The sequence below is a fragment of the Sulfitobacter sp. IGS-18 genome, assembly GCF_059628195.1.
In genome coordinates, this window is record NZ_CM184556.1 from 741,842 (window position 1) to 767,223 (window position 25,382).

The window sequence follows — 25,382 nt, forward strand, 5'->3', positions numbered from 1 at the left end:
CCTGCCCCGGGCGCTGCCGGTCCCGCAACGCCTTTTGGGTCTCAGCTCAGGCCAAAGATGTCCCGGGTAAAGACCTTGTCTTCCACATCCGAAAGATCATCGGACGCCCGGTTGGCCACGATCACATCGCTTTGCTGCTTGAAGGTTTCCAGGTCGCGCACAACCGTGCAGTTGAGAAAGCTCTCCTGCGCGTAGGCCGGTTCGTAGATAACCACCTTGATCCCCTCGGCCAGGATGCGACGGATCACGCCCTGCACGGAACTTTGCCGGAAATTGTCCGACCCGGCCTTCATCACCAGACGGTGAATCCCCACCACCTGAGGTTTGCGCGCCAGCACCCGTTCGGCGATGAAATCCTTGCGGGTGCGGTTCGCATCCACCACCGCGCGCATCAGGTTCTGCGGCACCGCCGAGAAATTGGCGAGCAACTGCTTGGTATCTTTGGGCAGGCAATAGCCGCCATAACCGAAGGAGGGGTTGTTGTAATGGGTGCCGATGCGCGGATCGAGGCCGACACCTTCGATGATCTCACGCGCGTTCATGTCTTCGGCCAGGGCATAGCTGTCCAGCTCGTTGAAGAAAGCCACCCTCAGCGCCAGGTAGGTATTGGCAAAAAGCTTGATCGATTCCGCCTCTGCCGGTCCGGTGTAAAGCACTGGCACATCCTTGGCCAAGGCTCCCTGCACCAGCAAATCGGCAAAGACCTTTGCCTCTTCCCGGCGCGACCCGACCACGATCCGTGAGGGATAGAGGTTGTCGTGCAGCGCCTGACCCTCGCGCAGGAATTCGGGGCAAAAGATGATGTCCTCGCTCCCGAACAGCTTGCGCACCCGGTCGGTAAAGCCGACGGGCACGGTCGATTTGACCACGATGGTCGCGGTCGGATTGACCTCAAGCGCCAGCTTGATCACCGCTTCCACCGAGGAGGTGTTGAAGAAGTTGGTTTCGGGGTCGTAATCCGTCGGCGTCGCGATCACGATGAAACGCGCCTCCCGGCAGGCGGCCGCGCCGTCGATGGTGGCTGTCAGGTCCAGTTCCTTTGTGGCCAGCCATTGTTCCAGTTCCACGTCTTCGATCGGCGAGGTCCGGGCATTCAATTGCGCCACGCGCTCCGCCGACAAATCCACCGCCGTGACAGTGTTGTGCTGGGCCAGCAGGACTGCGTTCGACAAACCCACGTACCCAATTCCAAAAACAGCAATTTTCATTAATTTTCTTCCAATTAATACCGCGCGAACTACTCCCATATTCGGTCCGCGCTGGCAATATCCGGTGATCCGATCCGGGCCTGACGGTGGCTTTTTGCGCAAAGCGGGTTGTGAATGGTCAAGGTGTGATCACGAAGGTGGCGGTTGGCGGCCCCGGTGCAGCAGGCCAGCGGCCTAGACTCCCGGCGCGAATCCCAGGATCAGCTGGCGCAATCCAACCGCGGCACCGGCCATGATGCAGGCCAATGTCAGCGGCGCGCTGTAGGCCAGTACCGAAAATGCGGAAAGCCCCTGGCCCACGCTGCAGCCGACGGTGATCACGGCGCCGAACCCCATCAGCGCGGCCCCCAGGATCTGACGGCCCAGCTCGCGCGGGTCGTCACAGGCCTCCCAGCGGAAATGCCCCTTGAAAAGACTGCCCGCAAAGGCGCCCAGCAGCACCCCCAGGACCGACCCGGTGCCAAAGCTGATGGTATTGCCCGAGGAGGTCATCGCGTAAAGCATGGTTTCCCCCAGGGGTGCGGAGAACGTATGGCTCACAACCGGCGTGGCATCAAAACCGACATTGGCCACCCATTGTGTGCCTGCCCATCCCGAAACGATCGCGAGACCGACAACCGCCCCCCAGAACACATGCGCATAGGCCCGGCGCATCGGCCTGTGCAAAAGCGTCAGCAGCAGGATCAGCGCCCCGATCAACATGCCCGTGGCATGAACCGGCAGACCGGTCAGGGCTGACAGCGCATCTGCAAACCCCGGCATCGGGCCGGGGGTGTCGGCGGCATCGAACAGCCACAGCCGCAATCCCGACAGCGGACCGCCCAGGGTCATATAGGCCGCCAGCCCCATCACCAGCACGATGACGAAAGAGCGCAGATCACCGCCGCCCAGACGGGCCAGCGCGCCATAGCCGCAGTTGCCCGCCAGCGCCATGCCATAGCCAAAGGTCAGTCCGCCGACCACACAAGCGAGCGGGGTCCAGCCGCGCCCAAGATAGAGGGTCTGCCCGAGGTCGAGCAGCCCCGATGCCGCCAGCCCGAAGGTGCCCATCACCGCCACCCCGATGGCAACGCCCCACATGCGCAGCCGCAGGCTGGAATTGCCGTAATAGATGTCTTCGATGGCGCCCAGCGTGCAAAACCGACCGATCCGCGCGGCAAGGCCCAGCAACAGGCCGCCAAGCCCGCCGATCAGCGCAACCGCCTGCGGCTCTGTCAGATAATTCAGCACGTGACCCCTCCCTTCACGCATTGGATATCGAAAAGGCTCAGTTATTTCTCCTGGCAGAACAGGTCATAGACCACTTCCATGATCTTTCTCGGGCGGTCGTCGGCAAGGCTGTAATAGATCGTCTTGCCATCACGCCGGGGGGTGACCAGCCCTTCCAGCCGCAGCCGCGACAATTGCTGCGACACTGCGGCCTGTCGGGCAGACAGCAGTTCTTCCAGCTCGGTCACTGATTTCTCTCCGGTGGTGAGATGGCACAGGATCATCAGCCGCCCCTCGTGGCTGATCGCCTTGAGAAAATTGGAGGCCTGCACCGCGCTGGCGGCCATCCTGTCCATATCTTCCGCACACATGTCGTCGTGAAAAACCGGCAACCCCATCAACCTGCTTCCTTCGTTGTTTCGGACCGGACAGCGCCTGCATGGGCGCGGCCAGTCGGACCGTCAGTTCATTTTGATCCCGGGATCGGCGCGGGTGATCATTGCACCCAGCAAACCCCAAAAGAAATCTTCGCCCGGATAGCCTTCGATCCGCGACAATTCGCGCCCGTCCTCAACCAGGACAAAGGTCGGCGTGAAGCGCAGCGGACCTGTGAAGGCAAGGTCCGTCGGCACCGGCGTATCAATGTCATAGCGCCGCAACGGGGCGGCGCGCCCCTCGGCTGTCTTGGGGTACTTGGGCGCGATTTCGCGGTCCCACCTGGCACACCAGATGCAGCCCTTTTCCTCAACCATCACAAGCGCAAGCTCCGCAGAGGCGACCTGCACCCATCCGGCGACAACAAAGGCAGGCAGTAACAGCGCGCGCAGCAACATGTCGGTTTGACCTTTCCGTTAAATAACACTTAATATGAATATGTGAATTACTCAAGCACGGACCCCGGAACATGATGGATATCACCCTCGCTGGCGCGCTGATTGCCGGATTATTGTCCTTTCTGTCGCCCTGTATCCTTCCGATCGTGCCGTTTTACCTCAGCTACCTGGCCGGCGTGGGCATGAACCAGATATCGGCAGATGCCCCCGTAGACAGCGCGGTGCGGCGGCGCGCGGTGCTGGCGGCCTGCCTGTTCGCGGCAGGGGTGATCACGATCTTCATGGGGCTGGGGGCGGCGGCCACGGCATTCGGCCAGATCGTGCGCGAATATTTCGATATCCTGCGCTGGATCGCGGCGGCGATCATCATCGCGATGGGGCTGCATTTCCTGGGCGTGATCCGGATCGGCCTGCTTTACAGACAATTCCGCGCCGATGCGGGCGATACCTCCAATGTCAGCCTGCTGGGGGCCTATGTCATCGGTCTGGCCTTCGCCTTTGGCTGGACGCCCTGCGTGGGGCCGGTGCTGGCGGCGATCCTGTTCACCGCAGCCGGGGCAGATACCGCGGGCAGCGGCGCGCTGCTGCTGTTCGTCTACGGGCTGGGCATGACCGCGCCCTTTATCCTCGCCGCGCTGTTCATCGGCCCGTTCATGCGCTGGATGGCCCGGTTCCGCCGCCACCTTGGCCTGATCGAAAAGCTCATGGGTGTGATGCTGATCCTGTTCGGGATATTGATAGCCACAAACACCATCAACTATATCGCGCAATGGATGCTGGAGATCGCGCCGGACATCGGCACGTTGCGCTAAGCGGAGGAACGACATGCGACCAATCGCACTGGCCCTTGCGGCCCTGATCACAATGACACAGGCGGCCCTCGCCGACCTGGGCGACGACGGGCTGCACAAGGCCCCCTGGATGCGCGATACCTTCAAGGACCTGTCGGAGGACCTGGCCGAGGCCAACAGCGAAGGCAAGCGCATGGCGATCATGGTCGAACAGCGCGGCTGCATCTATTGCAGCAAGATGCACGAAGAGGTCTATCCGATCCCCGAAATCGCCGATTACATCGAAGAGAACTTCTTTGTCGTGCAGATCAACATGTTCGGCGACATCGAAGTGACCGATTTCGATGGTGAAGCCCTGCCCGAAAAGGAGATGGTGCGCAAATGGGGTGTCCTGTTCACCCCCACCGTGCTTTTCATGCCCGAAACGGTGGCGGAGGATGCCACAGCGGCGCAGGCGGCTGTGACCGTCATGCCGGGGGCCTTTGGGCGTCATACCACCTTCAACATGTTCAACTGGGTGGTCGAAAAGGGCTATGACGGCGACGAGAGCTTTCAGAAATATCACGCCCGCAAATTTGCCGAGCAAAGCCAATAGGCTGGGAACAAAGAGGTTTTGAGGGTCAAAATCTATATTCATTCGATTTTTTGAATTTGTTGTTGCCTGTTCACAAAGCTGTGGGCTACGTTAAGGCAAAAGCCGAAGGGCGAGGGAGGAACCATGAAAATTCTAGGAACAGCTGCGGGCATCGCGGCCTTGCTGGCATCCGTGGCGGTGGCGGAAATCATCGAGCCGACCAATGTCAGCTTTGAGGACGGGGCCATTGCCACATCCCTGACAGGTACGCCCGGCGACCCTGCCGAGGGGCGCGATATCGTCGGTAACAAGAAAAAGGGCAATTGCGTTGCCTGCCATCAGGTCAGCGATCTGGCTGAGATCCCCTTCCACGGTGAAATCGGGCCGATGCTGGACGGAGCCGGCGACCGCTGGAGCGAGGCAGAGCTGCGCGGCATCGTCGCCAATGCCAAGGTGATGTTCGAGGACAGCATGATGCCTTCCTTCTACAAGACCGAAGGATTTATCCGTCCGGGCAATGCCTATACGGGGGAGGCGGCGGATGACACATTTGGTCCCATCCTGACCGCCCAGCAGATCGAAGATGTCGTCGCCTACCTCGCGACGCTCAAGGATTGAGCCGCGCGACAGGCGGCACGCTCACGGAACGAACCGCGCCCGACGCGGCCTGAACGATAGGAGATCGGAATGGAATTTACACGACGCAACGCGCTGGCGGTCGGGGCAGGGGCCGTTGTCCTTGCCGGGCTGCCCATCAGGGGTTTCGCCAAGGGCGAAGAGGAAATCGCGGCCTTCACCGGTGGTGCCGATCTGGGCGAAGGCGGCATTGAACTGACCGCGCCCGAAATCGCGGAAAACGGCAATACCGTGCCAATCGAAGTCTCTGCCGAAGGCGCGACAGAGATCATGGTGCTGGCAATGGGCAACCCGACCCCGCCCGTGGCCACCTTCAAATTCGGCAAGTTGGCCGCATCCCAGCAGGCCTCAACCCGCATTCGCCTCGCCGGGACGCAGGAGGTTGTCGCCATCGCCAAGATGGCCGATGGGTCCTTCGCCAAGGCGTCGAAAACGGTCAAGGTCACAATTGGCGGCTGCGGCGGCTAAGGCATTCAAGGAGAATTATCATGGCATCAGGTGTAAAACCGCGCGTCAAAGTCCCGAAAAAAGCGGCTGCCGGAGAGGCGATCACGATCAAGACCTTGATCAGCCACCAGATGGAAAGCGGCCAGCGCAAGGATGATGACGGCAACGCCATTCCGCGTTCGATCATCAACCGCTTTGTCTGCGACTTCAACGGCGAGAACGTGATCGACGTCAAGATGGAACCGGCGATTTCCACGAACCCCTACTTCGAATTCGAGGCCATCGTGCCGGAAGAAGGTGAGTTCAAGTTCACCTGGTATGACGACGACGGTTCGGTCTACGAGGAAACCAAGGCCATCGCGATCGGCTGAACGACACGTTTCAGGGAGGGACGGATAATGAAAAGACTGGCAAAAATGGCCGGCGTGGGTGCGCTGATCGCAATGGGAATGTCGGCGCAGGCCGACCCGGTTGACGATACGCTGATCCTCAACGATGAAACGGAAATGGTGACGCGCACGGCGGCACCCGCCCATCTTTCGGACAGGTTTGACGAGATCCTGTCGGGATGGCTGTTCCGGGGTGACGAAACCCGGATCATGCAGGCCGACGATTTCGACAATCCCGGCATGATCTTTGTCGAAAAGGCGCTTGAAGCCTGGGAGACAGCGGACGGCACCGAAGGCAAGTCATGTTCCTCCTGCCACAATGACATCGAAAGCATGGCAGGCGTCAAGGCGACCTACCCGAAATGGAACGAGGCCGCGGGCGAGGTGCGCACGCTGCAGATGCAGGTCAACGACTGCCGCACCAACCGGATGGGCGCGGAAGCCTGGAAATACGACAAGGGCGACGCGATCAACATGGAAGCGGCGCTTGCATCCGTGTCGCGGGGCCTGCCGGTCAACGTGGCCATCGACGGTCCGGCGCAATCCACCTGGGAACAGGGCAGGGAGCTGTACTACACCCGCACCGGCCAGCTGGAACTGTCCTGCGCCAATTGCCATGAGGACAACTTCGGCCGGATGATCCGCGCCGACCACCTCAGCCAGGGCCAGATCAACGGTTTTCCGGTCTACCGCCTGAAGAACACCAAGCTGAACGGATCGCATTCCCGCTTCAAGGGCTGTATCCGCGACACCCGCGCGGAAACCTATGCGCCGGGCAGCCCGGAATTCGTGGCACTTGAGCTTTACGTGGCCTCGCGGGGCAATGGCCTTTCGGTCGAAGGCCCCTCTGTCCGCAACTGAAAACTGAAGACCCCCGTGTGCCGCGTCGCACGGGGTTTTTCGCCCCAGACAAATTCATAGATGCGCATATATATCTGCGTGAAGGAGCCCCCCATGATTTCGCGTCGCGACTTCCTACAGACTTCCATGGCTGCGGCGTCGATCTATGGCGCTTCCGGCTTCGGCAACTGGTCCCGGCTGGCCGCCCAGCAATTGCTGACGCAGGACAGGCTGCTGGAGTTCGATACCTTCGGCAATGTGTCGCTGATCCACGTCACGGACATCCACGCGCAGCTCAAGCCGGTCTATTTCCGGGAACCGGAGGTCAACATCGGCGTGGGCGGCAACAAGGGGGCCGTGCCCCATGTCACCGGCGCCGATTTCCGCAGGCTCTATGGCATCGACGATGGCAGCCCTTCGGCCTATGCGCTGACCTGTGATGACTTTGCCGCACTCGGGCGGGCATACGGGCGGGTCGGCGGGCTGGACCGTGTGGCGACCGTGGTCAATGCCATCCGCGCCGACCGCCCCGATGCGCTGCTGCTGGATGGCGGCGATACCTGGCACGGCAGCTACACCTGCTATCAGACCGAAGGCCAGGACATGGTCAACGTCATGAACGCGCTGAAACCCGATGCGATGACCTTCCACTGGGAATTCACCCTGGGCGCCGACCGCGTGGCCGAGATTGTCGAGGGGTTGCCCTTTGCCGCCCTGGGCCAGAACATCTTCGACGCCGAATGGGACGAACCGGCCGAATTGTTCCCGCCCTACAAGTTCTTTGAGCGCGGCGGCGTGAAGATCGCCGTGATCGGCCAGGCCTTTCCCTATATGCCCATCGCCAACCCCGGCTGGATGTTCCCGGGATACTCCTTTGGGATCCGCGACGAACGCATGCAGGAAATGGTGGACGAGGTCCGCGCCGAAGGGGCCGAACTGGTGGTCTGCCTGTCGCATAACGGGTTCGACGTGGACAAGCAGATGGCGGGGAAGGTCACCGGCATCGACGTGATCCTGTCGGGCCACACCCATGACGCCCTGCCCGAACCGGTCCTTGTGGGGCAGACGATCATCATCGCCTCCGGTTCCAACGGCAAATTTGTGTCCCGCGTCGATCTGGATGTGCGCGACGGGCGCATGATGGGCTTCCGCCACAAGCTGATCCCGATCTTTTCCGACGTGATCACCCCGGATGCGCCCATGACCGCATTGATCGACGAACAGCGCGCGCCCTATCTGGACGCAATGTCAGAGGTGATCGGGAAAACGGCAGAGGATCAGACCCTCTACCGACGCGGCAATTTCAACGGCACCTGGGACGATCTGATCTGCGATGCGCTTCTGTCCGAACGCGAGGCCGAAATCGCGCTCAGCCCCGGCGTGCGCTGGGGCCCGTCGATCCTGCCCGGGCAGGACATCACCCGCGAGGACATCTGGAACGTGACCTCGATGACCTATCCGCAGGCCTATCGCACCGAAATGACCGGCGAATTCCTGCATGTGGTGCTGGAAGACGTGGCCGACAACCTGTTCAATCCCGATCCCTATTACCAGCAGGGCGGCGATATGGTCCGCACCGGCGGGCTGGGCTACCACATCGACGTGACCAAACCGCAGGGCGAACGGATCACCGAAATGACCCTCCTGAAAACCGGAGAGTTGATCGACCCGGCCAGGACCTATCAGGTCGCGGGCTGGGCCTCTGTCAACGAAGGCACCGAAGGCCCGCCGATCTGGGATGTGGTCGAGGCGCATATCGCCAAACAGGGCACCATCAGTCTGAACCCGAATACCAGCGTGACCGTCGCAGGCACGTAACCCTTGATCAAGGAGATACGGCAATGAAGAAACTGATGACAGCAGCGGCACTGGCCGCCACGATCGCCACCGGCGCATGGGCCGAGGGCAAGACGCATTATGTCGCCATACATGTGGATGAGAACGATCCGCAGGTGATGAACATGGCGCTGAACAATGTTGCCAATGTCGCCAGCTATTATGAATCCCAGGGTGACAGCGTGGTGGTCGAAGTGGTCGCCTATGGCCCCGGCCTGAACATGCTGATCCCCGGCAAAAGCCCGGTGGAAAACCGCATTTCCGCCATGTCGCTGGAACTGGAAAACCTGACATTCGCAGCCTGCGGCAACACCCTGCGCGCCATGAGCAAGAATGCGGGCCATGAGATCTCCGTGATGGACGAAGCCAATGTCGTGCCCTCGGGCGTGGTGCGGCTGATCGAACTGCAGGAAGACAACTACGCCTACATCCGCCCCTGAAAGGCGCGGGCAAGGGCCGGAATACGAAGCTAACGGAGACGATGATGACAGATCGCACATCGCGCAGAGCGTTTTTGAAGCATGGCTTTGCGGCAGGGGCAGCAGCCTCCATTGCAGGCACGGCTCGGGCGCAATCGGCCGATCCGCTGATCACCGAAGTCCAGCCCTGGGCGCAGGAATTCGGCGATGGTGTGGATGCGACCCCCTATGGCCTGCCGATCCGGTTCGAGGGTGACGTGATCCGGCGCAATGTCGAATGGCTGACCGCCGATACCGTCAGCTCCATCAACTTCACCCCGATCCACGCGCTGGACGGCACGATCACCCCGCAGGGCTGCGCCTTTGAACGGCACCACTCGGGCGCGATCGAGCTGCGCAAGGAAGACTATCGCCTGATGATCAACGGTCTGGTCGATCAGCCGTTGATCTTCACCTATGCCGATCTGGAACGCTTCCCGCGCGAAAACCACGTCTATTTCTGCGAATGCGCGGCAAATTCCGGCATGGAATGGGCCGGCGCACAGCTTAACGGCGCGCAATTCACCCATGGCATGATCCACAACATGGAATATACCGGCGTGCCGCTGCGCAGCCTGCTTGAGGAAGCGGGGTTGGATGCTGCTGGTGATCTCAAGGGCAAATGGGTCTTTGTCGAAGGTGCCGATGCCTCCTCCAACGGGCGGTCGATTCCGATGGAAAAGGCGCTGGACGATGTGCTGGTGGCTTTCAAGGCCAATGGCGAGGCATTGCGCAAGGAGCACGGGTATCCCGTGCGCCTCGTGGTGCCGGGGTGGGAAGGTAACATGTGGGTCAAATGGATCCGCCGGATCGAGGTCACGGATGGCCCCGTCGAAAGCCGCGAGGAAACCAGCAAGTACACCGACACGCTGGAAGACGGCACCAGCCGCAAATGGACATGGGCGATGGATGCGAAATCCGTTGTCACCTCCCCCAGCCCGCAGGCCCCGATTGCCCATGGCGCGGGCCCGCTGGTGATCACCGGCCTGGCCTGGTCCGGGCGCGGTGCGATCACCCGTGTGGACGTCTCAAAGGACGGGGGCATGACATGGGAAACCGCGCGTCTGGCGCGGCCCGGTGAAAAGATGGCGATGACCCGCTTCTACCTGGACACCACCTGGGACGGGCAGGAGATGATGCTGCAATCGCGCGCCATGGATGACACCGGCTATGTCCAGCCGACCAAGACCCAGCTGCGCGAAGTGCGCGGGCTGAATTCAATCTATCACAACAACGGCATCCAGACCTGGCTGGTGCGTGCCAACGGGGAGGCGGAAAATGTCGAGGTTTCTTAAGTCCGCAACACTTGTTGCAATGCTCGCCACCGTGGCCGGCCCCGGTCTGGCACAGGGGCTTGGCCTTGGCCGTCCCGCCCTGCCCGAAGAGATCGCGGCCTGGAACCATGACATCGACCCCTCCGGCGCGGACCTGCCGGCAGGCGCTGGCAGCGTCATGGAAGGGGAAGAGATCTTTGCCGAAAGATGCGCATCCTGCCATGGCGATTTTGCCGAAGGTATCGGCAACTGGCCGAAACTGGCCGGGGGCCGGGGCACACTCGACCGCGACGATCCGCTCAAGACCGTGGGCTCCTACTGGCCGCATCTGACGACGGCTTTCGACTACATCCGCCGGTCCATGCCATATGGCAATGCAGGCACGCTGACCGATGACGAAGTCTATGCGATCACCGCCTATATCCTCTATTCCAACGATCTGGTGGACGGTGAATTTGAACTGTCAGACCAGAACCTGATGGATGTCGAAATGCCCAATGCCGGTGGTTTCATTGTCGATGACCGGGCCAAGACTGAATATGCCCTCTGGCAGGGCGAGCCCTGCATGGAGAATTGCAAGGATGCGCCCGTCAAGGTCACCATGCGAGCCATGGTGCTGGATGTGACGCCGCAGGACGAGGACGTAGAGCCGCAGGCGCCATCCGACGAGGTGGTAAAAGCCACCGCGACGCAAGAGGCACCTGCAGAGGAAGCACCGGCAGAGGAAGCGCCGGCAGCCGCCGCCGCATTCGACCCCGAACTGGCCAAAGCAGGCGAAAAGGTCTTTCGCAAATGCAAATCCTGCCACCAGATCGGTGCGGGGGCCAAGAACCGATCCGGCCCGCTGCTGACCGGCGTGGTCGGCCGCGCCGCCGCTGCCGTGGACGGCTTCAAATATTCACGGGCGATGACCTCCGCCGCTGGGGAGGGTCTGATCTGGAACGAGGCGGAGCTCTCCAGCTTCCTCGCCGCACCGAAAAGCTACATGAAAGGCACCCGGATGTCCTTTCGCGGGCTGAACAAGCAGGAAGACCTGACCGCCGTGATCGAATATCTCAAATCGGCCGGTGACTGACCCGGCTTGCGCCGGGCAGGGGCTTTATGTGGCCGCTGCGCCAAACGGGGCCATGGCAAATGCCGCTTGGAACGCTCCTTGCCTATCGCTGCGTGCCAGCAGTACCATCAAAACAAAGCCGGTATGGAGCGCGTTTGGACAAGGGTTTTGACATCAGGCAGGCGCAGGCTGCGGATGAAACGGCTGTCAGGGAATGCGCCCAAGGTGCCTATGAACGCTACGTTGCGGCAATGGGCAGGAAGCCCGCCCCGATGGTCGCCGATTTTGCCGCCCTGATCGCCGCCGGGGTGGTGCATGTTGCTGTCGGGCAGGATGCAGAGGTGCTCGGATTTATCGTGTTTTATCAGGAGGGTGAGCAGGTTCTTCTTGAAAACGTCGCCGTGCGCCCAACCGCAGCGGGTCGCGGTATTGGAAAACACCTGATCGCCTTTTGCGAAGCAGAGGCAAAACGATCAAACGCAACCTCGGTCAAGCTCTATACGAATGAGAAAATGACTGAAAATCTGTCGATCTACCCGCATCTTGGCTATCGGGAGACCGAGCGAAAGACAGAAGATGGTTTCAACCGCGTGTTCTTTGAAAAGTTCATCTGAAGAATGGCCGAATGGCCCAATGCCGGAGGTTCACGCAGCCTGCGGCAAACCCTCGCCCGCCGCAGAAATCTTCGGCTGAAACACGCGGCCGGGGCTTTGGCCTTTCCCATTTCCCCCGGTTTTCTGCTACACTTTCCAGACCCCGCATAACGGAGACTCGTCATGAAGCCCCTGATCCTTACCGCTCTGATCTGCTGCGCCGCCCCGGCCCTCGCGCAGGAGGCGGTCACCTATCCCTTTGACGGCAGCTTTGACGACGCCACCTTCAATGTGGAAAGCGCGATAGTCGGTCAGGGGCTGGTCATCGACCATGTCAGCCATACCGGCGAGATGCTGAGCCGCACGGCGAGCGATGTCGGCAGCGATACCAGGATTTTCGATGCTGCGGATGTGTTCCTGTTCTGCTCTGCCGTTCTGTCCCGCAAGGTGATGGAGGCGGATCCGATGAACATTGCCCATTGCCCCTATGGCATCTTCGTGGCGGACCGCGAGGGAGAGGTCGTCGTGGGATACCGGACCTATCCGCAAGGCCCGATGCAGGAGGTGCAGGCCCTGCTGGATGAGATCGTGCAAGAGGCCGTGGCCAACTGATGCGCGCCTTTCCCGATCTGCCGCCGGTCTGGTGGCTTGGCAGCATTGCCGCGATCTATCTGTTCAAGTTCATCGCGCCCGGCCTGCACCCGGACATCTGGTGGCTGGATGCCCTGTCCTGGCTCGTGCTTCTGGCGGCGCTGGCGATCATCGTCTGGTCCGCCTGGTACTTCTTTGCCCGCAAAACCACGATAGAGCCACATCACACCCCCAAGGTCCTGATCGAGGAGGGGCCGTTTCAATGGTCCCGCAACCCGATCTACCTCGCGCTGGTGATGCTCACATTGTCCTTTGCCATGGGCAACGGGTCACTGCTGGGCCTTGTGCTGACAGCTGTGCTCTGGCTGGTGCTCGACCGTCGTTTTGCCGCGCCGGAAGAGGCCCTGCTGCGCCAGACCTTCGGGGAGGAGGCAGACGCCTATTGCGCCCGGGTCCGGCGCTGGATCTGACCTGCACCGCAGCGCGTCAGTCGACCCCCGGCACAAAGCGATAGGCATCCGCCGTCTTTTCCACCCGGCCGAACCCCTGCGGCAGGTGAAAGCCGATGATGCGGGTCTGTTCATGTGCCAGCTGATCCAGCAGGGCCACCCGCGTTGTGGCGGCAAGTTCCTGATCCTGATCCGACCCAGACAACCAGCCAGGCCGCGCAAAGGCGACATGGTGGTTGCCGATGCAATCACCCAGGATCATCACGGATTCCGTGCCGTCCTGCACTTGCAGCGCCATATGGCCCGGCGTGTGACCCGATGTGGCGCGGGCCAGAACACCCGGCAGAACCTCGTCGCCGTCATCGAACAATGTCATGTCCTCTTCGATCATCCGCAAACGCCGCTCCGCCCCGACTGCAAAGGCGACACGCGCTTCGCCAATCTGATCGACCGTGGCGGGGTTGAGCCAATAGTCCCACTCCGCCCGCCCCATCATATAGCGCGCCCCGGCAAACAGCGGATCGCCGAAATCATCCAGCAGCCCCCAAAGGTGGTCCGGATGGCCATGGGTGAAAACCACATCCGTCACCTCCTCCGGCGCGACACCCAGGGCATCCAGCGAGGCACCCAGGGTCCCGGCGGTCGCTGCAAAATCCGGGCCAGAGCCCACATCGAACAGCACCGTCCGGTCACCGCTGCGCATCAGGGTCACATTGCAGGGCGGGGTCAGCACCTCGGGAGAGATGCCCTGCGCCGCCAGCACGGCCTGCAGTTCATCCTTGGGCATCGGATCAAAGACAAAGCTGCCCGGCAGGGCAAGCGCGCCGTCGCTGACCACATCAAGCCGGACATTGCCCAGATCAATCTGCGCATGTGCAACCCGCGGCCCAAGGCCAATCCCGGCCATGCCCGCCGCGCCGATGCTGCCCGCCACGAAACGCCGCCTGGTGATATGCATCGCCTGTCCTCCCCGTTAAAAATTCGTAACCTTGAATATGAAGGGGCGGGAGGCAAAGCGCAAGCGTGGCGGGGGCAATGAGGTCAGGCGATATGCTGGATCGTCGAAAACCCTTCGAACACCGGAGCACCCTCATGCAGCTTTGCCGTGGTGCCGGCGCTCTTGTGCGAGGCCCGGAAAGCGTCGCTGCGGGTCCAGTTGCGAAAGGCATCCTCCGACGCCCAGACCGTATTCGAGGCGAAAAGCACCTTGCCGTCTTTTTCGGGACCGCGCAGCATGTGGAATTCCACAAAGCCCTCCATCTCCTTGAGATGGCTGTCGCGGCCCAGCCAGAGCGCCTCGAAGGCTTCGGCGTTTTCCGACGGGACGGTGAAACGGTTCATCGCGATATACATGGCAGGTCCTTACTTGTTGAATGCGGCGCAGGGATCTGGCCGGTCCGCCGGGGCGGTGACGATGGTGGTATCATAACGCGGATCACCGCCCTCTGCGGGGGCTTCGACAAAGCCCGTCACATGCACCCTGGTCTGCGCTGCGGCGCGGGCAATCAGGGCCGGCATGGCCCAATCCTTGCGCGCATGTCCGTTGCCGGTGATCACCACCACGGGCGCGCCATAGGTGGCAAGCGCGTCGAGTGTCGCTGCGGAAAAGGCGGCGTCGCGCAGGCGCTGCGCCTCGACCATGCCGCCCATCATTTCCATCGGCATCGCCGCGCAATGCGCCTCGAACTGCAATGCCGCGCGCGCCTCTTGCTCGGCCTGCGACAGGGGGGCATCCAATCCGAACCGGCTGGCCCCGGCACCGAACACCTCTGCCGCGCCGCGTTCAAAAGCCGCACGCACCTTGTCACGGGGCAGGGCGGCGCCAACCACGGGGGTTTGCCCTGCCGCCTCGAACACCGGACGGTAGAGCGCAAAATCCGGCCAGCCCGACTCCGCCCAGCCGATCTGCTGCGCCAACGCGGTCAGATCCCCGCGGCTGTCCGCATTGACCTGTGTCGCCTGCTCCGGTGACAGCATTTCGAAAACAATGGCCTTTGGCGCAATCCGGGCAATCAGTTCCGCCTGTCCAATGTGGTGCGCGGCATTGTCATGCACCTCGCCCAGGATGACGATATCGGCGGCGCGCATCCGCGCAACCGCATCGGGGTCGACCTCCGCCACGCCGGGTCCGGCGGCAAGGACAGCCAGACAAACTGTGAGCATGTGACGGAAGTGGCGCATATCAGCCCCCTGCTGGATCGGGCATTACAGCCCATGCAAAAAGGGCCGCATCGCTGCGGCCCCATTGTTGCGATGCCGGGCTTACTTCCAGCCGACTTCGTTAAAGATCTTCTGCGCTTCGGGCAGGTTCTGGGCCACGGCCGAGAGGTTCACTTCATCCGCCTTGAACGCGCCCAGCTTCGCCACGCTCTCGCTCAGCGGCACGCCCGCGACCGTCGGGAATTCGTCGTTCCCGGCAGAGAAATAGACCTGTGCCTGATCCGACGCGAGATATTCCAGGAACTTCACCGCATTCTCGCGGTTCGGCGCATGGGCTGCCACACCGCCGCCCGAAAGGTTCATATGCGCCCCTTCGGCATCCTGCGCCGGAAAGATCCAGCCGATCCGGTCCACCTCTGCGGTCACGCCATCCACGTCTGTGCGCAGGGCGCGGGCAAAGTAATAGCTGTTGGCGATGGAAATTTCGCATTGTCCCGACACCAGCCCGCGCAGCTGGTCGGTGTCCCCGCCTTCGGGGTCGCGGGCAAAGTTGGCGACCACACCGGCGGCCCAGTCACGCGCCGCTTCCGCGCCATGGTTCTCGATCACCGAGGCAAGCAAGGTCTGGCTGTAGACATTGGTGGAAGAGCGGTGGCACACCATGCCCTTGTACTTGGGATCTGCCAGCGACAGGTAATCCATCGGCGGCTCGGTCACATCGTTCTTGTCGTAAAAGATGATCCGCGCCCGCTGGGAGAAGCCGAACCACTGGTTGTCGCTGTCCTGCAGGTTGGCGGGAATGCGCTCTTCCAGGATGTCGCTGTCGACCGATTGCAGCACACCGGCATCCTTGGCCCGCTGCAGGCGCGAGGTATCGACCGTCAGCAGCACGTCTGCGGGTGAATTCGCGCCTTCCGCCTGCATCCGCGCGATCAGCTCGTCCGCATTGCCTTCGATCCGGTTGACGGTGATGCCGGTCTGTTCGGTAAAGTCGGAGTAGAGCCGCTCGTCCGTGTCATAATGGCGTGAGGAATACAGGTTCACATCCCCCTCGGCGGCAGCGCTGCCAGCCACCAGAACGGCGGTCAGGGCAAGGGGGGTAAAACGTGTGTTTAGGGGCATGGGGATCTCCGGTTTCCAATCCTTACTTTTTTGATCAGATACCAGACTGAACTTGGGATGCAAGAATACTTATCGAAACACTCGGAAATATCCCGCTGGTGGGAAACGCGTCTGGCGGGGACGAGTCCAATGTGATGTGAGGGCGAGCCGGGCCAGCGCCTGCCCGGGGTAGGCGATGCTGGCTTATGTTCATGCCACTTAATTTCTCAACCATGATGAGTCCTATCGGGGGAATACCCAGGCTCACCAAATCGCCTACCCGGGGCACGGGCAGGCGATGGCCCGGCGCCTTTGGCTTGTTCCGGGCTTTGGTGGCATTGATTGACGGCAGCAGTGTCCCGCTCACCAGACCTTGACCCATACCACGTCTAAAGTCTGGTTGGGTCGGAAATGCTTGGCATATGGGTCGGAATTGCCGCGCAGGACCCACTGAAATGATTCAGCAAACGCGCCGCCAGGAGCCGGAGTTGCGCCACATTCGGCATGTCTTATTTGACAGGTCGCCGGTGACGGGTGTTGATTTCAAGGCAGCAAGACCGGCGGGCCCCTGTCTCACCACGCACCGCACCCCCCGGGCCCGGCGGCACCCGACATCAGGACACCCGCGCGCCCTGGACCCAGACGGATTTGACCACCGGATGATGGCCCAGCGTCGCGAAGCGCATCAGGTCGCCGCGCCTGCCGACCTCCAGCACACCGCGATCCTCCAGCCCCACATGATATGCCGGATTGGCGGTGACAGTGGCCAATGCGCGCGGCAGATCCCCCCATATTTCGTTCAGGATCAGCGCCCCCTGCATCAATGCCGCGGGCACATAGTCGGACGACAGGATGTCCAGCCGGTCGCCTTCCGCCAGCTCCCTTGCCGCCACATTGCCCGAATGAGATCCGCCCCTGACCAGGTTCGGCGCCCCCATGATCGTGGCGATCCCCTGCCTGTGGCAGGCCTCCGCCGCCTCCACGGTGGTGGGGAATTCCGCAATGCGCACGCCCTGCAAATGGCTCTTGTCCACCTGTTCGGCTGTGGTGTCGTCATGGCTGGCCAGCGTCGCCCCGTACCGCTTTGCCGCCGCCACTGCCGCGCTCTCATGGGCCGTCCCCAGCCGGGCCTGCAGCCCACAGAGGAAATCGCGATATTCGTCGAAGCCCTCGTCGGACATGCCATGCTTGCCACAGACGTAATCCTTGAACTTGCCCAGATCCCGGAACTGCCGCTGGCCCGGCGTATGATCCATCAGCGACACGATCCCGATCTTGTCCGCCGGTCCGAATTCCGCCATCTCCTCCACCAGCGTTTCCGAACAGATCTCGGCCCGCAGGTGGATATGATGGCTGATCTTCAGCACCCCCGCCTCCCGCATTTCCAGGATTTCATCCGCCATCTGCCGCGCATATTTTCCATAGCGCCTGCTGCTGGAAGACACGATGGACCCAACCCGGATCGCGTCGAACACCGTGGTAATCCCGGTGCCCGCCAGCTCCCGGTCATGCGCCAGGATCGCGGCGCGATGCGGCCAGTCCACCTTGGGGCGCGGCGTCATGTGCCGCTCCAGGTTATCGGTGTGCAATTCGATCAACCCGGGGCAAAGGTAATCGCCCTCGCAATCCTGCGCCCCGGCTGCCGCGCTGCCCCCCTGCGAGATATCGGCGATCCGCCCGTCCCGCAGCACAAGCGATCCCTCGATCACCTCTGTCGGCAGGACGATCCTTGCATTTGTCAAAACGGTCTCTTGTGTCATAGCAACGTCACATCTGAATGGCACGGCTTGCGCGTGCCAGTTGAAAGGAAGGGTTCATGTTCAAACGGTTTGCGGTCTATTTCACGCCCCAGGGCGCCTTGGCAGACAAGGGGGCCGCATGGCTGGGATGGGACATCGCATCGGGCTGCGCCGCTGACCACCCGAATATTGCCGGGCTCGACCTTGCCGGCCTCACCGCGACACCGCGTAAATACGGCTTCCACGCCACCATCAAACCGCCTTTCGCCCTTGCGACGGGCACCGATGTCGCCGGGCTTTCGCAGGCCCTGGCGCGGTTCTGCACCCAATTCGCCCCGGTCACGCTGGACGGGCTTCAGGTGGCGCAACTGGGCGGCTTCCTCGCCCTGATCCCGACCGGAGATCAGGAGCAGCTGAACCACCTCGCGGGCGAGGCGGTGATGCGGCTCGACCGGTTTCGCGCGCCCCCCACGGCGGAGGAACTGGCGCGCCGCCGGGCCAGCCATCTGACTCCGCAGCAGGAGCGGAACCTGCGTGAATGGGGCTACCCCCATGTGCTTGACGCCTTCCGCTTCCACATGACCCTGAGCGGGCGTGTCAAGCAGCCCAAACAGATCCTGCCCGCCGTGGCCGCCCATTTTGCCGAAGTCCTGCCGCAGCCTTTCCTGATCGACAGCCTGACCCTGGCGGGAGAGCGTCATGACGGGATGTTCGAGGCTCTGCAACGCTATGCCCTCGCCGGATAAAGCGCGGCCAGCGCGCGAGTGACAGTGTCGCGCAGCGCGCCGGAGTTGTCGATCCGCGTGGCGCTGATGCCCTCCGGCAGGGCAAAATCCGCCCGTGCCAGCCGGGTCTCGATCTCTGCCGCACTCTCGCGCCGGCGCGCACGCAGACGTGCCTCCAGCACCTCCGGCGTCGCAGTCAGCGACAGCACCTCAAAGCGGTCGAAACGCGCTTGCGCCAGCGGCAGGACCGACCGCGACAGATTGGCCAGCACATCCTGCCCCCGCGCCATCACATCCACGACCCCGGCCGGGATGCCATAGCACAATCCATGCGCCTGCCAGTGCAACACGAAAGCACCCTCTGCCACGCGCCGCGCAAATTCAGCCGCGCTCACCGCCTCATAATCCTCGCCCCCCGCCGCCACCGGCCGGGTGATGACCCGGCGGACCGCCACAAGATCACGCGCCCGGGCGACCATTCCGGCCATGACGGAATCCTTTCCGACACCCGACGGGCCGACAACTGCGATGAAACGCCCCACGCTCATGCCAGCCCGGGGGTAAAGCGGGTTACATCCACCTCGCGGTCACAGACCCTGTGCCGCGCCGCCTCATCGTGGAAGATCCCGACAATGGCAGCCCCGCGCGCCTTGGCCTCTTCGATCAGCGCCAGCACAACCTCCCGGTTGCCCGCATCAAGGCTCGCGGTCGGTTCATCCAGCAGCAGCGCCGGATAGGCATAGGCAAAGCCGCGCGCAATGTTCACGCGCTGCTGTTCGCCCCCCGAGAATGTGGTCGGGCTGAGCGTCCACAGATGTCGGGGAATGTTCAACCGCTCCAGAAGCTCCTGCGCCCGCGCCCTGGCGCTCTGCGCGCCGCAGCCCGTGCGCAACAGCGGTTCGGCCACCACATCCAGCGTCGACACCCGTGGGACCACCCGCAGGAACTGGCTGACATAGCCCAGCCTGTCCCGGCGCAGCGCCAGGATCTCGCGCGGCTCGGCGCGGGCCACATCGACCCCGCCAATCCGGATATGGCCAGAGGCCGCCAGGTAATTCCCGTAGAGCATGCGCATCAGGGTGGACTTTCCGGCACCGGAGGCCCCGATCAGCCCGACACATTCGCCGGGGGCCACCTCAAATTCTGCATCCTGCATCACCGGGATCACCGCGCCACCCTGATTGTGCAGGGTGAAGGACTTGCAGAGTTTCTCGACTTGGATCATCAGATTAACCTGTTGTTAATAAGTAAAAGGTTTCGCGGCGAAACCAGTCTCATACCTGCAGGACCGATGAGACCAGCAATTGCGTGTAGCCATGCTGCGGATCGTCCAGCACCTGGTCCGTCAACCCGGTCTCGACCACATGACCGTCCTTCATCACCATCAGCCGATCGGCCAGCAACCGCACCACGGCAAGGTCATGGGTCACGATGATCGCACTCAACCCCATCTCGCGGACCAGACCACGCATCAGATCAAGCAACCGGGCCTGCACCGAAACATCAAGCCCCCCGGTCGGTTCGTCCATGAACACCAACCGTGGCCCGGTGACCAGATTGCGCGCAATCTGCAACCGCTGCTGCATGCCCCCCGAAAAGGCGCTGGGGCGGTCGTCGATCCGATCGGCGGCAATCTCGACCCGGCCCAGCCAGTCCGTCGCGGTGTTGCGGATATCGCCATAATGGCGTGCGCCCACCGCCATCAGCCGCTCACCCACATTGCCGCCGGCACTCACGTTCATGCGCAGCCCGTCGCGGGCGTGCTGATGGACAAAGGCCCAGTCGGTGCGCCCCAGCATCCGGCGCTCGGGCTCCGACATGGTGATCGTATCGCGCAACCCCCCGGCGCGGGTGTCGAAACGAACTGCGCCTGCGTCAGGCTGCAAATGTCCCGCCAGACAATTGAGCAGCGTCGACTTGCCCGATCCGCTTTCACCGACGATGCCCATGACCTCTCCCGGATAAAGATCAAAGGACACCTCCGCGCAGCCGATCCGCGCACCATAGAATTTCGAAACGGCGTCAACCTGCAACAAGGGCGTCATGCCACATCCTCCTTCGCCGGAACACCCTGGGCGCCCACATGGCCCGCCGCGCGGCGGGTTGTGCAATAATCGGTGTCCGAACACATGAACAACCGCCCGCCCGCGTCATCGACGATCAGTTCGTCAAGATAGCTGTCCCCGGCGCCACAAAGATCGCAGGCATGATCCGCCTTGCTGGCCTCGAACGGGAAATCCTCGAAATCAAGACTGACGACCCGGGTATGGGGCGGCAGCGCATAGATCCGCTGCTCGCGCCCGGCGCCGAACAATTGGATGGCATCCATGGTCAGTTTCGGATTGTCGAATTTCGGGATCGGCGAGGGATCCATGACGTAACGCCCCTCGACCTTGACCGGATAGGCATAGGCGGTGGCAATCGCCCCGTGCTGGCTGATGTCTTCGTAAAGCTTGACATGCATCAGCCCGTATTCCTCCAGGCTGTGCATCTTGCGGGTCTCGACCTCGGAAGGCTCCAGGAACCGCAGCGGCTCGGGGATGGGAACCTGATAGACAAGGATCTGATCCGACCGGAGCGGCATTTCGGGGATCCGGTGACGGGTCTGGATCACGCTGGCCCTGGCGGTGTCTTCGGTCACGGCGACCCCTGCGGTTTTCTCGAAAAAGCGTCGGATTGACACGGCATTGGTGGTGTCATCCGCCCCCTGGTCGATGACCTTGAAGGTGTCCTCGGGCACCAGCACCGCCGCTGAGACCTGCACGCCACCGGTGCCCCAGCCATAGGGCATCGGCATCTCGCGGCTCGCAAAAGGCACCTGATAGCCGGGGATCGCCAGCCCCTTGAGGATGGCACGGCGGATCATCCGCTTGGTTTGCTCATCGAGATAGGCAAAGTTATAGGCTGAAACATTCATGCGAAATGCCGCTCCTGTCTGACCGGGAAACTGAGGGGGGAGGCTTGGCGGCGCGCCCGCGTCAATGCCTGCGATGCGCAATGGCTGCGATTTCTGCCAACAAGCCGGCAAAATCGCTGTCGACCTGTTCGCGGGCGAGGCGGATCACCCCATATCCAAGCGCCTGCAGCGCCATGTCCCGCTGGACAAGCAAGGCACGATGTTGCGCCTGCCCGGTGACTTCCACCACCAGCCGCGCCGCAGGGCACAGGAAATCTACAACGTAGGGTCCCAGGGGCGCCTTGCGGCGAAATTTCAAACCGGCCAGCTGCCGGTTGCGCAGGGCCTGCCATAATTTGTCTTCGGGCGCCGTCATCCAACGACGCTGCGCACGCGCCTTGCTGATCTGCGGATGGAATCTGGCCATCCGGGAAGGGTGGCACTGAATTCGTGAACCACGGATTAACAACACAAGTATCAGGTCGAAGTTTCTTATCGCACCGTGACCCCCTCACCCCCGGCCCCTCTCCCCTTGGGGAGAGGGGAGCCACGCTATCGCCGTTAGCACATCCTGTTGCTTCGGGCGCTGCGCTGCATGGGGTACGGCGTCCCCTCTCCCCAAGGGGAGAGGGGGTTGGGGGTGAGGGGGGCAACACGGTCATTCGGCGGCGTCCCTGATTGTATCCGACACTGCGCGGCGCAACTTGCGGATCAGTTCAAGTTCGGACTGAAAATCCACGTAATGGGGCAATTTGATGTGTTCCAGGAACCCGGTGGCCTGGATATTGTCCGCATGGCTCAGCACGAATTCCTCGTCCTGGGCCGGAGCACCCAGGTTGTCTTCTCCGAGTTCCTTCCACCGCAGGGCCCGATCCACCAGCGCCATCGAGATCGCCTTGCGTTCGGACATGCCGAAAACCAGGCCATAGCCGCGGGTAAATTGCGGTGGTTCGGTTCTGGAGCCCTTGAACTGGTTTACGGTTTCGCATTCGGTCACCTCGATCTCACCGATCTCGATCTCGAATCCCAGCTCGGGAACGTCCATTTCCACCGCGACGGTGCCGATGCGCAGTTCCGCCACGAAGGCGTGGTTGCGGGCATAGCCGCGCTGGGTCGAATAGGCCATGCCGAGGATGAAGCCCTCGTCGCCGCGGGTCAGGGACTGCAGGCGCAAGGGGCGTTCTGCAGGCAATTCGAGCGGTTCGCGGGTCAGATCGGGGGGTGTTTCCGCACCCGTTTCCTCGGTCTGGATCAGATTTTCCCGATCCAGGAACCCCATGATATGGGGTGTCCGGGCGGGATCGGCGGGTTTCTCGGGGGCTGCGGGCACATCACCTTCGGCGGCCAGTTTGAAGTCGAGCAGACGGTGCGTGTAGTCGAAGGTCGGGCCCAGCAACTGGCCCCCCGGGGCGTCCTTGAACGTGGCCGAGACACGGCGGTCGCAGCGCATTGCGCCGGTGTCGATGGGATGTGAGGCACCGAAGCGGGGCAGGGTGGTGCGATAGGCACGGATCAGGAAGATGCCTTCGATCAGGTCCCCGCGCGCCTGTTTGATGGCCAGCGCGGCCAGGTCGGGATCGAAAAGGGACCCTTCGGCCATCACCCGGTTGACCGCCAGTTTCAGCTGTTCACGGATCTGGGCGACGGAGAGTTCGGCCACCTCGCTGTCACCGCGGCGTTCTTCGGCGAGCCAGGCATGGGCGTTGTCGATGGCGCGCTCGCCACCTTTTACTGCGACATACATCAGGACACCTTTGTGCTGCGGGGCAGGGCCGCAATCTGCGTGCCCGTGGTGAAGAAATGATCATGACCCAGGGGGAACAGGGCGGCATTGTCCTGAAACCGCTTGATCTCTGGCAGCGAGAGCCGCGTGACATCCCTGATGCCGGGGCCGCGCAGGGTGGCGCCGGATTGCGCGAGATGTGTCACCTCCACGATCAGCGTGGCGGAGCGGTCGGGGTATTCCGGGGTGCCGATGGCAAAGTCGCAGGGCGTCAGCGCGTCCCATGTGCCCAGGGCAAAGCGGGCAGTTGCCGCGCCGGTAAAGGGCGCGCCGGTGTGGAAGGTGATCCAGTCCCTTATCTGCGGCGTGTCATGGCCCGGTGCCAGAAAGATCGGCGTGTCCGGATCGCAGAGTGTCAGGATCAATGTCCCGGCGGCGACGGAAAGGGGGGCCGGTGGCATGGCGCCTGAGAGGGGTGCAATCTCGCCCGGTCGGGCCATGACCTGCATGATGGCGCGAAAGGCGGTGGCCGCCTCGATCGGGGCGTCGTCAAAGCCGCCTGTGAGGGCCTGTGTCTGCATCAGTCTTCCCCCCGGGCCATGGTAAAGAAATCGACCCTGGTCGCGGCGGCCTTGGCGGCGCGGGTGGTCTGGCGGCGGGTTGCTGCCGTCGAGAGCGGTGTCAGCACCTTCTCGCGGATCTCGGTGGCGGCGGCGGTCTGCATTCCGGCATCAAGCAGCGCGGCGCGCAGGGCCTTGGTCTTGTCGCGGCCCTGCACATAGGCGTGGCCGTCCTGACCGGAGGACAGGCGGACCGAGCAGCGGGTGACGGTGATTTCGCCCAGGTTGAAGGCGGCACCCACCGCGCCCGCACGGCCGCGGACCATGACGCTGCCAACCTCGGGCGCGCGCAGCACCTGGTGATCAAGGCTGAGGTCCAGGGCGGACCAGGCACCATCCAGCTCGGCGGGATCGCATTTGGCCAGCAGGCTCATCCATTGCTTGCGGTCTGCGTTCTGGTCTTGAATGACGGTCATCTAGACACCTTGTGGATTTGTCTACTATACTATACAACTAGACAAATCATGACGGATTCGCCGTTCTGACACAAGCCCCGCAACTGTGAAACTTTGGTGACACATGGCCCGCACCCCGATCTGGAGATCCATTGCAACCACGCTGAGCGGTGAAATCAGCGCCGGGCAGTACGCCCCCGGGGACAAGCTGCCGACCGAAGCCGTGCTGGCGGCGCGTTTCGGGGTGAACCGGCACACCGTGCGCCATGCGCTGGCGGCGCTGGCCGACGAGGGGGTGGTCTTTGCCCGGCGCGGTGCCGGGGTCTTTGTCACCCAGGTGCCGACGGAATATCCGCTTGGCAAGCGGGTGCGGTTTCACCAGAACCTTGCTTCGGCGGGGCGGGTCCCGGGCAGGCGGATCCTCACCATGCAGACCCGCAGCGCCACGGAAACGGAGCGCAACCTGCTGGCGCTTGAGGAAGGCGCCCAGGTGCATGTGGTCGATGGGCTGTCCTTGGCCGATGACATGCCGGTTGCGGTTTTCAACAGCGTCTTTCCGGCGGCGCGTTTCCCCGATTTGCCGGTGTATCTGGAAGAGGTGAATTCGGTGACCGAGGCGTTGCGCCGTTCCGGCGTGCGTGATTATACCCGCGCCTCGACCCGGCTGAAAGCCAAGCTGGCCACAGCCACGCAGGCCTTGCATCTGCAGATTGCAGAGGGCGCGCCGGTGCTGCTTTCGACCTCGGTCAATGTCGATCCGGAGGGCACGCCGGTGGAGTTCGGCAGCACCTGGTTTGCCGGGGACAGGATCACGCTGACCTTGGAAGGGGAGTAGGGGATT

The 25,382-nt window shown here is 62.6% G+C and carries 32 protein-coding genes; 15 read left to right on the top strand and 17 right to left on the bottom strand.

What is annotated here, in order from left to right:
• Nucleotides 1-41: 41 nt before the first annotated feature.
• From ACWNZ3_RS03590 to ACWNZ3_RS03605, 4 genes are all read right to left on the bottom strand, one after another.
• On the bottom strand, nucleotides 42-1,208 hold the full coding sequence (locus ACWNZ3_RS03590) for a nucleotide sugar dehydrogenase (protein WP_274574215.1): 1,167 nt from the start codon (nucleotides 1,206-1,208) through the stop codon (nucleotides 42-44).
• 174 nt (nucleotides 1,209-1,382) lie between these two features.
• Nucleotides 1,383-2,438, bottom strand: a complete 1,056-nt coding sequence (locus ACWNZ3_RS03595; protein WP_274574216.1) for a YeeE/YedE family protein — start codon at nucleotides 2,436-2,438, stop codon at nucleotides 1,383-1,385.
• Nucleotides 2,439-2,479: 41 nt separating this feature from the next.
• A complete protein-coding gene (locus ACWNZ3_RS03600; protein ID WP_269365657.1) occupies nucleotides 2,480-2,815 on the bottom strand; it encodes an ArsR/SmtB family transcription factor in 336 nt (111 codons plus the stop codon).
• A 63-nt stretch (nucleotides 2,816-2,878) separates the two neighbouring features.
• On the bottom strand, nucleotides 2,879-3,250 hold the full coding sequence (locus ACWNZ3_RS03605) for a thioredoxin fold domain-containing protein (RefSeq protein WP_274574218.1): 372 nt from the start codon (nucleotides 3,248-3,250) through the stop codon (nucleotides 2,879-2,881).
• 71 nt (nucleotides 3,251-3,321) lie between these two features.
• On the opposite strand from ACWNZ3_RS03605, the gene ACWNZ3_RS03610 reads away from it, so the two are divergent.
• The 13 genes from ACWNZ3_RS03610 to ACWNZ3_RS03670 all read left to right on the top strand — a co-directional run bounded on the left by ACWNZ3_RS03610 (nucleotide 3,322) and on the right by ACWNZ3_RS03670 (nucleotide 13,203).
• On the top strand, nucleotides 3,322-4,062 hold the full coding sequence (locus ACWNZ3_RS03610) for a cytochrome c biogenesis CcdA family protein (RefSeq protein WP_496901217.1): 741 nt from the start codon (nucleotides 3,322-3,324) through the stop codon (nucleotides 4,060-4,062).
• 13 nt (nucleotides 4,063-4,075) lie between these two features.
• Nucleotides 4,076-4,636, top strand: a complete 561-nt coding sequence (locus ACWNZ3_RS03615; protein WP_269365661.1) for a thioredoxin family protein — start codon at nucleotides 4,076-4,078, stop codon at nucleotides 4,634-4,636.
• Nucleotides 4,637-4,759: 123 nt separating this feature from the next.
• Nucleotides 4,760-5,233, top strand: coding sequence for a sulfur oxidation c-type cytochrome SoxX (gene soxX, locus ACWNZ3_RS03620; RefSeq protein WP_269365662.1), 474 nt, complete (start codon nucleotides 4,760-4,762; stop codon nucleotides 5,231-5,233).
• Nucleotides 5,234-5,302: 69 nt separating this feature from the next.
• The gene (soxY, locus tag ACWNZ3_RS03625; protein WP_496901218.1) at nucleotides 5,303-5,719 is read left to right on the top strand and encodes a thiosulfate oxidation carrier protein SoxY; all 417 of its coding nucleotides are present in this window, start codon (nucleotides 5,303-5,305) and stop codon (nucleotides 5,717-5,719) included.
• A gap of 20 nt (nucleotides 5,720-5,739) precedes the next feature.
• A complete protein-coding gene (gene soxZ / locus ACWNZ3_RS03630) occupies nucleotides 5,740-6,069 on the top strand; it encodes a thiosulfate oxidation carrier complex protein SoxZ (protein WP_114275008.1) in 330 nt (109 codons plus the stop codon).
• A 27-nt stretch (nucleotides 6,070-6,096) separates the two neighbouring features.
• Nucleotides 6,097-6,948 carry a sulfur oxidation c-type cytochrome SoxA gene (soxA, locus tag ACWNZ3_RS03635; protein ID WP_496901219.1) on the top strand — a complete coding sequence of 284 codons (852 nt, stop codon included), beginning with the start codon at nucleotides 6,097-6,099 and terminating at the stop codon, nucleotides 6,946-6,948.
• A 93-nt stretch (nucleotides 6,949-7,041) separates the two neighbouring features.
• Nucleotides 7,042-8,745 carry a thiosulfohydrolase SoxB gene (soxB, locus tag ACWNZ3_RS03640; protein WP_496901220.1) on the top strand — a complete coding sequence of 568 codons (1,704 nt, stop codon included), beginning with the start codon at nucleotides 7,042-7,044 and terminating at the stop codon, nucleotides 8,743-8,745.
• Nucleotides 8,746-8,768: 23 nt separating this feature from the next.
• Nucleotides 8,769-9,203, top strand: coding sequence for a DsrE family protein (locus ACWNZ3_RS03645; RefSeq protein ID WP_114275005.1), 435 nt, complete (start codon nucleotides 8,769-8,771; stop codon nucleotides 9,201-9,203).
• 44 nt (nucleotides 9,204-9,247) lie between these two features.
• A complete protein-coding gene (gene soxC / locus ACWNZ3_RS03650; RefSeq protein WP_496901221.1) occupies nucleotides 9,248-10,516 on the top strand; it encodes a sulfite dehydrogenase in 1,269 nt (422 codons plus the stop codon).
• Entirely contained in the window at nucleotides 10,500-11,570 is a 1,071-nt protein-coding gene (locus tag ACWNZ3_RS03655) for a c-type cytochrome (RefSeq protein ID WP_496901222.1), read from the top strand. Before soxC ends, ACWNZ3_RS03655 begins: the two co-directional genes overlap by 17 nt.
• Nucleotides 11,571-11,704: 134 nt before the next feature.
• On the top strand, nucleotides 11,705-12,163 hold the full coding sequence (locus tag ACWNZ3_RS03660) for a GNAT family N-acetyltransferase (RefSeq protein ID WP_496901223.1): 459 nt from the start codon (nucleotides 11,705-11,707) through the stop codon (nucleotides 12,161-12,163).
• Between the two features lie 162 nt (nucleotides 12,164-12,325).
• Nucleotides 12,326-12,754 carry a DUF302 domain-containing protein gene (locus ACWNZ3_RS03665; protein ID WP_496901224.1) on the top strand — a complete coding sequence of 143 codons (429 nt, stop codon included), beginning with the start codon at nucleotides 12,326-12,328 and terminating at the stop codon, nucleotides 12,752-12,754.
• Nucleotides 12,754-13,203: a methyltransferase family protein gene (locus tag ACWNZ3_RS03670; RefSeq protein ID WP_496901225.1), complete on the top strand. Its 450-nt coding sequence runs from the start codon at nucleotides 12,754-12,756 to the stop codon at nucleotides 13,201-13,203. Before ACWNZ3_RS03665 ends, ACWNZ3_RS03670 begins: the two co-directional genes overlap by 1 nt.
• 16 nt (nucleotides 13,204-13,219) lie before the next feature.
• Here ACWNZ3_RS03670 and ACWNZ3_RS03675 read toward each other — a convergent pair whose 3' ends face one another.
• The 5 genes from ACWNZ3_RS03675 to ACWNZ3_RS03695 form a co-directional block, all read right to left on the bottom strand.
• On the bottom strand, nucleotides 13,220-14,140 hold the full coding sequence (locus ACWNZ3_RS03675; protein ID WP_496901226.1) for an MBL fold metallo-hydrolase: 921 nt from the start codon (nucleotides 14,138-14,140) through the stop codon (nucleotides 13,220-13,222).
• Nucleotides 14,141-14,223: 83 nt separating this feature from the next.
• Nucleotides 14,224-14,535 (bottom strand): heme-degrading protein HmuQ, encoded by a 312-nt coding sequence (gene hmuQ / locus ACWNZ3_RS03680; RefSeq protein WP_496901227.1) that lies wholly within the window; start codon nucleotides 14,533-14,535, stop codon nucleotides 14,224-14,226.
• Between the two features lie 9 nt (nucleotides 14,536-14,544).
• Nucleotides 14,545-15,363, bottom strand: a complete 819-nt coding sequence (locus tag ACWNZ3_RS03685) for a ChaN family lipoprotein (RefSeq protein WP_496901228.1) — start codon at nucleotides 15,361-15,363, stop codon at nucleotides 14,545-14,547.
• Nucleotides 15,364-15,444: 81 nt separating this feature from the next.
• Nucleotides 15,445-16,464 (bottom strand): Fe(3+) ABC transporter substrate-binding protein, encoded by a 1,020-nt coding sequence (locus tag ACWNZ3_RS03690; RefSeq protein ID WP_269365687.1) that lies wholly within the window; start codon nucleotides 16,462-16,464, stop codon nucleotides 15,445-15,447.
• 593 nt (nucleotides 16,465-17,057) lie between these two features.
• A complete protein-coding gene (locus tag ACWNZ3_RS03695; protein WP_496901229.1) occupies nucleotides 17,058-18,203 on the bottom strand; it encodes an alpha-D-ribose 1-methylphosphonate 5-triphosphate diphosphatase in 1,146 nt (381 codons plus the stop codon).
• A gap of 56 nt (nucleotides 18,204-18,259) precedes the next feature.
• Between ACWNZ3_RS03695 and ACWNZ3_RS03700 the strand changes: the two genes are divergently transcribed.
• Nucleotides 18,260-18,928, top strand: coding sequence for a DUF1045 domain-containing protein (locus ACWNZ3_RS03700; protein ID WP_269365689.1), 669 nt, complete (start codon nucleotides 18,260-18,262; stop codon nucleotides 18,926-18,928).
• On the opposite strand, the gene ACWNZ3_RS03705 is transcribed toward ACWNZ3_RS03700, so the two are convergent.
• The 8 genes from ACWNZ3_RS03705 to phnG all read right to left on the bottom strand — a co-directional run bounded on the left by ACWNZ3_RS03705 (nucleotide 18,910) and on the right by phnG (nucleotide 24,562).
• Complete coding sequence (locus tag ACWNZ3_RS03705; RefSeq protein ID WP_496901230.1) at nucleotides 18,910-19,395, bottom strand: ribose 1,5-bisphosphate phosphokinase PhnN; 486 nt, start codon at nucleotides 19,393-19,395, stop codon at nucleotides 18,910-18,912. The genes ACWNZ3_RS03700 and ACWNZ3_RS03705 overlap by 19 nt on opposite strands.
• 56 nt (nucleotides 19,396-19,451) lie before the next feature.
• Nucleotides 19,452-20,132 carry a phosphonate C-P lyase system protein PhnL gene (gene phnL, locus ACWNZ3_RS03710; protein WP_496901231.1) on the bottom strand — a complete coding sequence of 227 codons (681 nt, stop codon included), beginning with the start codon at nucleotides 20,130-20,132 and terminating at the stop codon, nucleotides 19,452-19,454.
• Between the two features lie 49 nt (nucleotides 20,133-20,181).
• Complete coding sequence (phnK, locus tag ACWNZ3_RS03715; RefSeq protein WP_269365693.1) at nucleotides 20,182-20,952, bottom strand: phosphonate C-P lyase system protein PhnK; 771 nt, start codon at nucleotides 20,950-20,952, stop codon at nucleotides 20,182-20,184.
• On the bottom strand, nucleotides 20,949-21,824 hold the full coding sequence (locus ACWNZ3_RS03720; protein ID WP_274574236.1) for an alpha-D-ribose 1-methylphosphonate 5-phosphate C-P-lyase PhnJ: 876 nt from the start codon (nucleotides 21,822-21,824) through the stop codon (nucleotides 20,949-20,951). The genes phnK and ACWNZ3_RS03720 overlap by 4 nt, the downstream gene beginning before the upstream one ends.
• A 61-nt stretch (nucleotides 21,825-21,885) precedes the next feature.
• Nucleotides 21,886-22,179, bottom strand: coding sequence for an endonuclease domain-containing protein (locus ACWNZ3_RS03725; protein ID WP_496901233.1), 294 nt, complete (start codon nucleotides 22,177-22,179; stop codon nucleotides 21,886-21,888).
• 282 nt (nucleotides 22,180-22,461) lie between these two features.
• Nucleotides 22,462-23,547, bottom strand: coding sequence for a carbon-phosphorus lyase complex subunit (locus tag ACWNZ3_RS03730; RefSeq protein ID WP_496901234.1), 1,086 nt, complete (start codon nucleotides 23,545-23,547; stop codon nucleotides 22,462-22,464).
• Complete coding sequence (gene phnH / locus ACWNZ3_RS03735; protein WP_496901236.1) at nucleotides 23,547-24,107, bottom strand: phosphonate C-P lyase system protein PhnH; 561 nt, start codon at nucleotides 24,105-24,107, stop codon at nucleotides 23,547-23,549. Before phnH ends, ACWNZ3_RS03730 begins: the two co-directional genes overlap by 1 nt.
• On the bottom strand, nucleotides 24,107-24,562 hold the full coding sequence (gene phnG, locus ACWNZ3_RS03740) for a phosphonate C-P lyase system protein PhnG (protein WP_496901237.1): 456 nt from the start codon (nucleotides 24,560-24,562) through the stop codon (nucleotides 24,107-24,109). Before phnG ends, phnH begins: the two co-directional genes overlap by 1 nt.
• 103 nt (nucleotides 24,563-24,665) lie before the next feature.
• On the opposite strand from phnG, the gene phnF reads away from it, so the two are divergent.
• Entirely contained in the window at nucleotides 24,666-25,376 is a 711-nt protein-coding gene (phnF, locus tag ACWNZ3_RS03745; RefSeq protein WP_496901238.1) for a phosphonate metabolism transcriptional regulator PhnF, read from the top strand.
• The last annotated feature ends 6 nt before the right edge of the window (nucleotides 25,377-25,382 follow it).